The sequence below is a fragment of the Sphingobacterium sp. GW821-FHT03E03 genome (genome assembly GCF_059420745.1).
Map to the genome: position 1 here is coordinate 257,162 of NZ_JBWKUH010000002.1, position 11,402 is coordinate 268,563.

Annotated in this window: 7 protein-coding genes; 5 read left to right on the plus strand and 2 right to left on the minus strand. The window is 40.2% G+C overall.

The genetic code is table 11. The features are described from left to right. Nucleotides 1-20 precede the first annotated feature (20 nt). From AC07UV_RS04445 to AC07UV_RS04465, 5 genes are all read left to right on the plus strand, one after another. Nucleotides 21-3,245 (plus strand): SusC/RagA family TonB-linked outer membrane protein, encoded by a 3,225-nt coding sequence (locus AC07UV_RS04445; protein ID WP_495182857.1) that lies wholly within the window; start codon nt 21-23, stop codon nt 3,243-3,245. Nucleotides 3,246-3,257: 12 nt separating this feature from the next. After that, the gene (locus AC07UV_RS04450) at nt 3,258-4,841 is read left to right on the plus strand and encodes a SusD/RagB family nutrient-binding outer membrane lipoprotein (RefSeq protein WP_495182858.1); all 1,584 of its coding nucleotides are present in this window, start codon (nt 3,258-3,260) and stop codon (nt 4,839-4,841) included. A gap of 71 nt (nt 4,842-4,912) precedes the next feature. Continuing rightward, nucleotides 4,913-6,349 (plus strand): alpha-L-fucosidase, encoded by a 1,437-nt coding sequence (locus AC07UV_RS04455; protein ID WP_495182859.1) that lies wholly within the window; start codon nt 4,913-4,915, stop codon nt 6,347-6,349. Nucleotides 6,350-6,631: 282 nt separating this feature from the next. Continuing rightward, nucleotides 6,632-7,591, plus strand: a complete 960-nt coding sequence (locus AC07UV_RS04460; RefSeq protein ID WP_495182860.1) for a sialidase family protein — start codon at nt 6,632-6,634, stop codon at nt 7,589-7,591. A gap of 55 nt (nt 7,592-7,646) precedes the next feature. Further along, nucleotides 7,647-8,057 carry a hypothetical protein gene (locus AC07UV_RS04465; protein WP_495182861.1) on the plus strand — a complete coding sequence of 137 codons (411 nt, stop codon included), beginning with the start codon at nt 7,647-7,649 and terminating at the stop codon, nt 8,055-8,057. Here AC07UV_RS04465 and AC07UV_RS04470 read toward each other — a convergent pair whose 3' ends face one another. Beyond that, on the minus strand, nt 8,058-10,421 hold the full coding sequence (locus tag AC07UV_RS04470; protein WP_495182862.1) for a glycoside hydrolase family 3 N-terminal domain-containing protein: 2,364 nt from the start codon (nt 10,419-10,421) through the stop codon (nt 8,058-8,060). Nucleotides 10,422-10,794: 373 nt separating this feature from the next. Next, nucleotides 10,795-11,295, minus strand: a complete 501-nt coding sequence (locus AC07UV_RS04475; protein ID WP_495182863.1) for a hypothetical protein — start codon at nt 11,293-11,295, stop codon at nt 10,795-10,797. Between the last annotated feature and the right edge of the window lie 107 nt (nt 11,296-11,402).

Consider the following 11,402-nt stretch of genomic DNA (forward strand, 5'->3'; position numbering starts at 1 on the left):
TTTAAACAAACACCTAAAACATGAGTCTATTTTACAAAAAAACTGCAGGATTGGCGTTATGTACACTCTTTAGTGCAACATCGCTCTACGCGCAGCAAAGCATTTCTGGAATAGTTTCAGATGCTAATGGACCTATCTCTGGTGCTACTGTTTCTGTAAAGGGAACAACTAGAGGTACACAAACAGGGGCTAACGGATCATTTACAATTCAAGCCGCACAGGGCGAAACCTTACGCGTAACCATCGTCGGGTACAAATCTCAAGAGATTGTCGTTGGATCCACAAAAACAATTAACATTAAATTGACTGAAGATGCTTCGGCTTTAGAAGAGGTCGTCGTCACAGCCATGGGCATCAAACGGGAGGCCAAAGCGCTCGGTTATGCAGTAAGCACAATCAAAGCCGAAGAATTGACTAAAGCAGGAAACACCAACTTTGGTTCTGCTTTATATGGTAAGGCTTCAGGGGTTAAGATCACTACAGCACCGGGAGGATCTTCAAGTGCTGTTAATGTTCAGATCCGCGGTATCAATTCCCTAAACTATCAGCGTCAACCATTATACGTTGTCGATGGGGTGATTATCCGTAATGACGAACAATATGGAAGCAAAGGATCAAACAATAATAATTACTGGGACGATCAGCGTATCCGGGGTAATGGTATGCTGGATATTAATCCAGCCGACATTGAAAGTATGTCCATTTTAAAGGGATCTGCTGCGAGTGCCCTTTATGGTTCTGATGCAGCCAGTGGCGTAATTGTAATCACGACTAAAAAGGGGATTAAAGGAAGAGGCTTAGGTGTTGATTTCAACTATACAGGATCATTAGAACGTGCTGCTTTCTTGCCTAAATTTCAGAATGTTTACGGCCCAGGCTATGATGCTGCCACAAATTTAGCGAACGGCGCTACAGAAGAAGGCTGGATAATCGATGATAAATCACCTTCTGGAAGACGCCCTTATTTCCGTTCTTATGGAAACTTCGGTCCTAAATTTACAGGAGAGGATGTTCGCTGGTGGGATGGTTCTACGAAAAAATATGAAGCCCGCGAAAATAACTATCGTGATATTTTTGACACAGGCTACAACTCCAATATAAACTTCGCGATTTCCAACCAGACAGAAAAAATAAACTATCGCTTGAGCGGAACACGTATGGACTACAAAAGTACAAGTCCGGGTTCAAAGCAAAATAGAAATACCTTTAATTTAAATAGTTCGGTAAAGATGCACGATAAGCTCTCTTTAGATCTCGTTGCAAACTATACCAATACGAATACACAAAACCGCTCACAATTGTTGGGACAGGTATTGGGTAGCTTTGGAGGCTTCTTCAGCCGTACAGAAGACATGTCCGTTTTAAAAGAAAAATATCAAACAACAGACGGTTATAAATACTCAGCCTTTGGAACGGGACGCGAAGAAGACTTTGCTTACACTGTCCGACCATATAACTTACTTGATTATTTCTGGTCACAATATCGAAATAGTTACGATGAAACCGAAAATCGATTGTTAACAAGTGCAACATTAAATTGGAATATTGTTGATCATTTGAAACTGAGAGGACGTATCGGTAATGACTTTACATCTGCTGCAATTACAAATAAAAAATACAACGAATATGCCACTCGCTATAATTCCACGGGTAGCAGTTCAGGAGGTTTTGAGACATCAAAAGGTAACTACTCTATTTTATATGGTGACGTCTTGTTAACTTATGCGAATAAGATTAGTACAGATTGGGATTACAGTGTGAGTGCAGGTTTCCAATCCCGCCAGGAAAATTATGATGATCAGTCTTCAGCAACTGCAGGTGGTTTGGTTACAGAAAACTGGTTCAGTCTAAATAATAGCTACGGACAATTAACAACCTCAAATGAACGAAAAGAGAAGTTAAAGTATGCTTATTTTGGAATGGCAAATATCGGTTACAAAGGTTTTGCCTATCTAGATGGTACCTTTAGATCTGAATATTCATCAACATTACCAATAGCGAACAATAACTATCAATACGGTTCTGTCAGTGGAAGTTTTATATTCAGTGAAGCATTCGGCCTACAGAACGATAAATTTACTTTTGGTAAATTAAGAGCTTCTTATGGTGTGGTCGGAAACGACGCTCCTATTTATGCTGCGAATATTGCCAACTCTCAATCTGCAATTGCCACTATTAATGGTTCTGTTCCCTCATTGACTTATGGTGCTTCTTATGGTAATTTGGGTTTGATGCCAGAAACTAAGTACGAATGGGAATTCGGTTTGGAGATGAAGTTTTTGAAAAACAGATTAGGATTGGATGTCAGCTATTATGACAACTATATCAAGAATCAGATTCTTGGATTAACCACTCCTGCTTCCACCGGTGCAACAACCCAGATCGTTAACGTAGGACGCGTTGCTAACAATGGTTTGGAGGTTTCATTAAATGGTACGCCTATACAACGAGAAAACTTTAGCTGGAATGCTCGCTTAAATTACTCCTTCAATAAGTCTATTTTAGAAAAGCTAGCTCCTGGCGTCAGTGAATTAACTTTTTATAGTGCAGATGAAAACTCCTTACGTATAGTAGCCAAAGAAGGTGAAAAGCTAGGCAATATATATGTTTATGACATTGCTAAAGATGAAAAGGGTAATAATCTGATTTCTGACGAGGGCTACTATGTTATCGACAAAACAAAGTATAAACATGTTGGTAATATATTGCCGAAAGCAATTGGCGGTATGACAAACACATTCAATTATAAAAACTGGTCTCTAGATTTTACAGTTGACTACCGCTTCGGGGGGAAAATGGTTTCAGAAAATCAGAAATATGCAATGGGTGCTGGTATGTACGAAAACACCTTAGAATATAGAGATACTGGTGTCACATTGGATGGCGTAAACCAAAATACAGGTGCTAAGAATGACGTACACCTCAGTGCCGCAGACTATTACATGAATACATTTAATTGGGGAGCTGATTCGTGGACTGAAAAAGGTGCTATATATGACAATTCGTACATAAAAATGCGTGAACTATCTATTAGCTACCGAATTCCTTCTTCTGTAACACAAAAACTCAAATTAAACAACGTAAGGGTATCTCTAATAGGACGAAATTTATTCTATTTCCATAGAACACTTGAAAACCTCGATCCAGAATCTCCAGTAGGAAATCAATGGTGGTCTCAAGGTGTAGATGTAGGATCAAATGCTGCAACAAGAAGTTTTGGTTTCTCACTAAATGCTAATTTTTAATCGCAATTAATCATGAAAAAATCATTTTATATAACCCTATTTTTCGCGTTATCTACCTTAGGTCTTACAGGATGTAAGACACAACTGGAAGATGCGTTTGAAAATCCTGATCAAACTACTGAAGCCAGTATATCTGGTTTCTTTACTGACATCTTGAATAATGACAGAGTTAGACCATCTTATTGGCACTATAGAACCTTCATATTGTCAAGACAATCTATCTATACACAAACATCTTCTTTTATTCCATCCAATAATATGTATCAGCCAAATGATAGCTATTCATATGATTACTGGAAAGATTTTTATTCTCCTGGTGTTCTAGGTGTTTACAGAAAGATGGAAGTCGCTTATGCTGCGTTATCAGCTGAAGAAAAAGCTAATCAGGAAATTTTCCTACAGGCGGCGAAAGTGGTAGTTTACGATGAAGCATCAAAATTAATTGATAATTTTGGTGACATCCCATTTTCTGAAGCTGGCAGCCTTCCGACAAACGGAACCATAAAAAAGGCAAAATTTGATAATCAAAAGGATCTTTATTATTCCTTTATTGAAGATCTTAAAGTAATAAACACATATTTCTCCAAAGCTACCACTACGCCATATTTCTCTAAATACGATATTTTGAGCAAAGGTGTCGCTGATAAATGGAGACGATATACCAACTCTTTGCGTTTACGTTTATTGATGCGGATTTCAAATGTCGATGAGGGTAAAGCAAGAACAGAGGTTATGGAGATGTTAAACAATCCATCCAATTATCCTTTAGTTGATGGCGGCAACGATGCAAATTATATCGCTGCTAGTGCTGACATCCTATTGCAGCCATTGACAACAAATACGACCACATTGAGAGATGCGCTGACGGAAGGAAATAATCAATATGCAACGGATTACATGCTGAATATGGTTATGAAACCAGCAAATGACCCACGTATACCTGTATTTTATGATAAATTTGGTGTAACCAAAGATGGCATTTTTACGCCTAACAAGGAATATAAAGCGATGCCTATTACATTTACGGAAAACGATATCTTAACAAATTACCAAAAATATTCAGTATTAGACTCGGCGACATTTTTCGATAACAAATTACTTCCGGGTATTGTAATGACTGCATCCGAGACGAATTTAAACAAAGCAGAAGCATACCTTCGCTGGGGAAGCGATGCAACTGCAAAAAATGCATACGAAGTGGCAATTAAACAATCTGTGTCCTTCTATTATTATTTGAATAATTTGATGGCAAATGAAGGTCTGAAAGCTGAAATAAAACCATCGGATGCTATCATAAATAACTTTGTAGAAAATTCAACGATAAAATATGCAGGAAGTTCTACGGCTAAGCTAGATTTGATTCTTACTCAAAAATGGCTTCACTATGGTTTCCTACAAGCGCAGCATGCTTGGTCGGAATATAGAAGAACTGGGTATCCTAAAATCACTATTTTAAAAGCTGGATTAGCAAACTATGCGAATCCACCAGCAAGATTCTTATACCCTACAGGTGAAATTTCCAATAATTCGGAAAATTATGAAGCTGTACGATCAAAAGATACACGTGATACCAAAATCTTCTGGGACGTCAATTAATCAACTCTACATCTCCTACAGAAAGCCACTCTCGGGTGGCTTTCTTATTATCATTTTCATTATATTTATACATGCAAAAACTGACAACCATTATATCAACCGCACTACTGGCAACAACCGCCACATTGACTTTTGGGCAGGCACACAATGTATCCGGTGGCTACCAAAAACCGACAGATCCCTTAGTGATCGAAAACCTCGAACAATGGCAGGACATGAAATTCGGTCTTTTCATGCATTGGGGAACCTACAGTCAATGGGGAATTGTTGAGAGCTGGAGTATCTGCCCCGAAGATGAAGGCTGGACACAGCGCAAACCAGAGCATGGTAAAACCTATTTTGAATACCTCAAGAATTACGAAAATCTACAGACAACATTCAACCCGACGGATTTCAATCCTCAAAAATGGGCCGACGCAGCAAAAGCAGCCGGAATGAAATATGTGGTCTTTACAACCAAACACCACGATGGTTTTGCGATGTTCGACACCAAAGAATCGGATTATAAGATCACTTCTACCAAAACGCCTTTCTCCTCCAACCCAAAGGCAAATGTGACCAAAGAAATCTTTAATACATTTCGCAACGACGGGTTCAAAATCGGAGCTTATTTCTCCAAACCGGATTGGCACTCTGAATATTATTGGTGGCCCTATTTCCCACCTAAGGACAGAAATGTAAATTATGATCCGAAAAAATATCCTGAACGTTGGCAGAAATTTAAAGATTTCACCTACAACCAGATCAATGAACTAACGTCGGAATATGGTAAAGTGGATATTCTATGGTTGGATGGTGGACAAGTACGTCCCTTAGAAACTGTAGACAAGTCAGTAGACTGGCAACAGACAATCAAGGTGGATCAAAATATTGACATGGACCGTATCGGTGGTATGGCTCGAAAAAATCAACCAGGCCTCATCGTGGTAGACCGTACTGTTCCCGGAAACTGGGAAAACTATGTGACACCCGAACAGGCTATCCCTGAGCATCCATTGGATATTCCATGGGAAAGCTGCATCACTATGGGAGACTCCTTTAGCTATGTTCCAAATGACAATTACAAACCAACAAAGAAGATTGTCGAAACGCTTGTCAAGATTATTTCCCGTGGTGGTAACTATTTACTTAATATCGCCCCTGGCCCCAAAGGTGATTATGACCAAGCAGCTTATGATCGTCTAAATGAATTATCAGCTTGGATGAAAATCAATCAAAGCGCCGTATATGCAACACGTACCGTTGCCCCTTATCATCAAGGTGATTACTATTACACCAGAAGTAAGGACAGCAAGATCGTTAATGTATTTCACCTTTCAGCGGGAGACGCTTATCAACAACCTAATGAATATGTCTTTGAGGTTCCAGCGGATTTTAAAGTGAAAAAAATCACAATTTTGGGCCACAAAGGTCGCTTGGATTGGTCACAACGTGACAATCAGATCACCCTGAGAAGTCCGGGCACCAGATTCAATTATGCTACCGCGATTCAATTGCAAAGCAAATAATAAAAAAGCAGCTGAATTACATCAGCTGCTTTTTTATTATCCGATAACGATGATCGACTTCAGGTATTTTCAAAGGCTTTCATTTGACTACTGAAAACCAGCAAATATAAATCGTCCCGACCTCTGTCCCCAATTAATACCCGAATAATTAAAGACACTAGCTATAAAAAAACAACACTGGTGAACTTAGCAGCACATACTAACAGAATGAAACAAATAACCTTATTTTTAGCATTAATACTCCTAACATTTTATTCATGTAAAAGCTATAAGCCGCAGATAATGTCGTCCCAGCAGATCTTCCAAGAGGGACGGGTCAGTTTCAAACAATGCCATGCCTCAACCATACAATCCATTGGCAAAGACAGCCTCCTGGCCTGCTGGTTTGGCGGTACACATGAATCCAATCCCGATGTGGTAATATGGAGTTCTCATTATACAAATGGCAAATGGCAATCCCCAGTCCAAATCGCTGACGGGATTCTTGCAGACAAGCGTTATCCGACCTGGAACCCTGTACTCTATCAACAATCAAAGAACGATACCCTCTATTTGTTTTATAAAATTGGCCCTAATCCACGCGAATGGAAAGGCTACGTCAAATATTCCATAGACAAAGGTCATCACTGGTCTGCAGCACAGGCATTACCTGATGGTATTTTCGGACCAATCAAAAACAAACCATTTACATTATCTAATGGGAATATACTATCTCCTTCCAGTACTGAATCAAAAGACGAAATCTGGAAAGCACATATAGAAATCAGTCACAACCACGGTAAAACCTGGTCTATTCATACAATTCGGCCTGACACAAGTATTCAAGTCATTCAGCCCAGTATTGTTCCACACAAAGATGGCCGCCTCCAGGTACTTTGTCGTAGTAAAGAAAATAAAGTAATGAGTGCTTTTTCCTCTGACCAAGGCAACAGCTGGGGACCTTGGAAGGCAACCAACCTGCTCAACCCCAACTCGGCTACTGATGCCATCCGATTGAAAAATGGACTATTTATGATCGTTTACAATCCAGCAATAGCTGGAAATGACTGGTGGGAAGGGCGAACAAAACTCCATGTCGCAACATCCCATGATGGTCTTCACTGGCATGATACACTAACCTTGGAAGATGGGGTCAAAGGAGACGAATATTCTTATCCGACCATTATACAAGATAAAACTGGTCTAATACATATCACCTATACCTGGAATAGAAAGAGTATCAAGTATATCCGATTAAAATAAATCACCCTCTTGTAGCAAAAGAAAGTTCGTTACGTTATGCTATAAAAGACAAATTATGACCTTATTAAAGAACTCCTTTCTTCTCGGCGTTTCACTCTTATTTGCAAGTTGCTCAAAGGAAGAATCCAAAAAGATAACAGCACTAGAGGGTAGCTACTCTGGAAAATTTACTGTCCACTATAAAAATCAAGACAAAACATTCACTGGAGATGTCAATGTAAAATTTAAAGCAGATAGCTTCTTTTGCTCTACAAATAAGGACAGATACCCTGCAGGTGGCTCAGGAACATTTGAAATTATTGGAAACAAGATTGTTTTCAAGGATCAAAACTTTTGGACTGCAGACTTTGACTGGGCATTGATATTGAATCGCGAATATAGCTATACCCTGGATGGCAAAGAACTTATCCTGACGAAAGATCCTTACCAGAACAATAGTTATACCTATAAACTAAAGAAGGATTAATTAATAATCCTTCTTTAGCTCCATCTCCCCTTTCAATCGGATATCATCGGATGATGTACCAACCAGCAACCTGAATTTCCCTTTTTCTGTTTTCCATGCATGAGTTGCATTCCACAGTTTAAGGTCTTCTTTGCTCAAGTGGAAAGTGTACTTCTCTTTCTTTCCTTCTGCAATAGCTTTACGTTCAAATTGTTTTAACTGCATAATGGGTGTTACCACCGAACTGACTTCATCGACAACATATAACTGTGCCACCTCATCGCCGGTCACACTACCCTTATTTTCGACATCAAAGGATACTGTACAGACAAAATCATCCGCCCCTTCGGTCAGTCCTATCTGTAGGTTGCTGTATTCAAACTTACTGTAACTTAATCCATAGCCAAAAGCATATAGAGGTTTCGCGGACATCTCCACATAATCGTGATGTTTAGGTTTTGTATGATTATAATGTACCGGAAGTTGACCCACAGAGCGTGGTACAGAAATCGGTAACCGGCCGGCTGGGTTATAATCACCAAACAAGACATCGGCAATGGCCAATCCGCCCTCCTGTCCTGGATACCAGGCATTCACAATTGCAGGAATATGTTCTGCTGCCCAATTTAGATTAAGCGGCCTTCCCATAATCGTCACCAGCACCACAGGTTTTCCTGTTGCTTGGATCGCTTTCATAAGTTTTAATTGATCACCCATCATATCCAACGAAACGCGGTCAAATCCTTCACCGCTTTCCATATCACTGACTGTATTCGGATCTACATTCGCCGCTCCCGTTGCCTGGTAGGAAGTTTTGAAATCCCGTGCACTGGAACCGCCGAGAATCAAAACCACCGCATCAGCTTGCTGTGCTGCTGCCACCGCAGCCGCAATATCAGATTTCGTCGTGTCACGGATAGCGCAACCTTTTACATAATCAACTTGCGTTTCTTTGCCTACCGCTGCGCGGATACCTGTCAATACAGTTTGAACCTTGCCATCAGCCTGTGGAGCAGTATAGTCACCCAATTGATTGTAAGCATTGTCGGCATTTGGTCCGATGACCGCGATGCGTTTCAACGATTTGCTCAATGGTAGGGTATTTTGTTCGTTTTTCAGCAAGATGATGGATTCCCGGGCAACCTGTCGCGCAACAGATTTATTCTGCGCTGTGGCAACTTTTTGAACAACGAGTTTCTCATCCACATAAGGTCGGTCAAATAGACCAAGATTGAACTTCATCCGCAATACGCGGGCTACTGCGGTATCCAATACAGCGGGCTCCACCTGGCCCTGTTGCACAGCTTTCAAAAGATTTGGACCATATCCCGATCCGCTCAGGTCAACATCCAATCCCGCATGTATACTTTGTGAAGCAGCTTCCTCCGCTGTAGCGGCTGTAGCATGCCCCCCATTAAGGCCAGAGATACTCAATAAATCTGATACCACAAATCCAGTAAAACCCCAATCTTTACGGAGAACATCCTTTAACAACCAGGGATTTGCGGAGCATGGAATTCCATCAATGCTATTATAAGCAGTCATAACCGAGCCTGCGCCAGATTTAACGGCCTTTTCAAAAGGTGGTAAAAAATACTGTCTTAGACTCCTCTCACCAAATGATACCGATTCACCGTTGTGCCCACCATCTGGTGCCGCATAAGCGACAAAGTGTTTTAATGTACCAATGATTTTATCCTGTTGTCCAAGTTTCTCGCCCTGAAAACCACGGATCATTGCAGTTCCCATCTTGCCCGTTAAATATGGATCTTCGCCATAAGTTTCTTCTGTCCGCGACCAGCGTGGGTCGCGCGCAAGATCCAGGACCGGACCGTAGCCATTTTTTCCACCTACAGCGTAGGTTTCCAGCGCTATTGTTGATGCCATGCGTTGAATCAGCGTCGGATTCCAGGTACTCGCTTGCCCTATTGCCGTTGGAAATACCGTAGCACCAATAGCCATATGTCCATGTGGAGCCTCTTCCGACAGCAGCAATGGGATTCCCAAACGGGTACTATCCAGCATATACTGTTGAATGGCATTGGTCGCACGTGCAGCCTCAATCGGATTAAGACCATTCAGGAGTGTTTTTTGCGTCCAGGGATCGGCACGCAGTGTTGCCCACAACAACCCGATGTGCTGCTCTTTGACCGCTTTCTTTAATTTGTCGCTCACCCCAACATGCTTCCCCTTCTTCTCATACATTTCCCATCCAAGCAATTTGCTCAGCTGCCCCACCTTCTCTTCCACGGTCATTCGCCCCAAAAGATCATTGACACGTTGTTCGGTGGTGAGACGGCTATCCTTATAAGGCAATTGTTGCGCCTGGAGCTGTGGATAAAGCAATGTTGACATCGCTGTCAAAAGTAATATTCGGAGTTTCATGTAGTTTAAAATTATCGGAGTTATGCAACCGGTTTCCAAAAGACTAAAATAAGGATTTAAAGATAATAATCAAGATAATTTTTCTGTTATAGAAATTTAAGTAATAGAGTCAGTAGAATCAATCAACTGCCAACATTTATGCAGTAATTAACGATAATTTTCAATATGAATATTCAATATTATGGTTAAGAAATCAGTAGCACACATGTAGAAATTATAAGGCCACTTCTGATATTGGAAATTCAGCAATGCATTAAAAAGGTTACTAACGGTTATTATACAAGTACGATCCATCGCCTGTAAAAAGAGATTGTCTATAGCCTAAAATAAAAAAGACGGCAAGCCGTCTTTCCATTCATGTGTTATAGGAATGCTACTTATTTTTTTCTTTAATTTTTCCCTTAAAATAATATGCCCTGGAAATAACAAAAGCAAGGGGATTGTTATTTCGATAGGTTAAGACCAAATAATCTCCGTCCACAAGGACACCATAGCTCTCGTACTGATCACTATCAGCAAACTTAATGCTCTTTTTCTCTTTGTCATAGGTAAAAGACCGTTCAGACTTTCCATCTAAAATAAACTGTTCAAAAGTTCCTTTATCAACCTCACAAAGCTCTTTTCCGCGCTCTAGTTTTAATTTTTGAAAATCACTGCCAAAAGAGAAAGAATAAATATTATCCTTTTCACAATCTTCCGGTTTATAATGAGACTGCTCATCTTTAGTATCACTGGTAGAAAATGTCGGAGTCCAATCATAAGCTTCCAATTGTTTTTTCACATCTTCCGGCGCGATTTTTTCCGGACTGATGGTATTCTTACTGCAACTGCAAAACAAAATCAATACTAGAATCCCGTTAAATAATTTATTCATCCTGGTTCTCATTTAGTTATAATTTTATAACGTTTCAGTGTCGAATTTCGCTACAAGATGAGAACATTTTCTAACCAAAGAGATAAAAGATTCGAACTATTCTTGAG

Excerpts from the sequence above, each read along its gene's own strand:
- AC07UV_RS04460 (WP_495182860.1), top strand. The coding sequence starts at position 6,632 with ATGTCGTCCCAGCAGATCTTCCAAGAGGGACGGGTCAGTTTCAAACAA.
- AC07UV_RS04470 (WP_495182862.1), bottom strand. The coding sequence starts at position 10,421 with ATGAAACTCCGAATATTACTTTTGACAGCGATGTCAACATTGCTTTAT.
- AC07UV_RS04455 (WP_495182859.1), top strand. The coding sequence starts at position 4,913 with ATGCAAAAACTGACAACCATTATATCAACCGCACTACTGGCAACAACC.
- AC07UV_RS04445 (WP_495182857.1), top strand. The coding sequence starts at position 21 with ATGAGTCTATTTTACAAAAAAACTGCAGGATTGGCGTTATGTACACTC.
- AC07UV_RS04450 (WP_495182858.1), top strand. The coding sequence starts at position 3,258 with ATGAAAAAATCATTTTATATAACCCTATTTTTCGCGTTATCTACCTTA.
- AC07UV_RS04475 (WP_495182863.1), bottom strand. The coding sequence starts at position 11,295 with ATGAATAAATTATTTAACGGGATTCTAGTATTGATTTTGTTTTGCAGT.
- AC07UV_RS04465 (WP_495182861.1), top strand. The coding sequence starts at position 7,647 with ATGACCTTATTAAAGAACTCCTTTCTTCTCGGCGTTTCACTCTTATTT.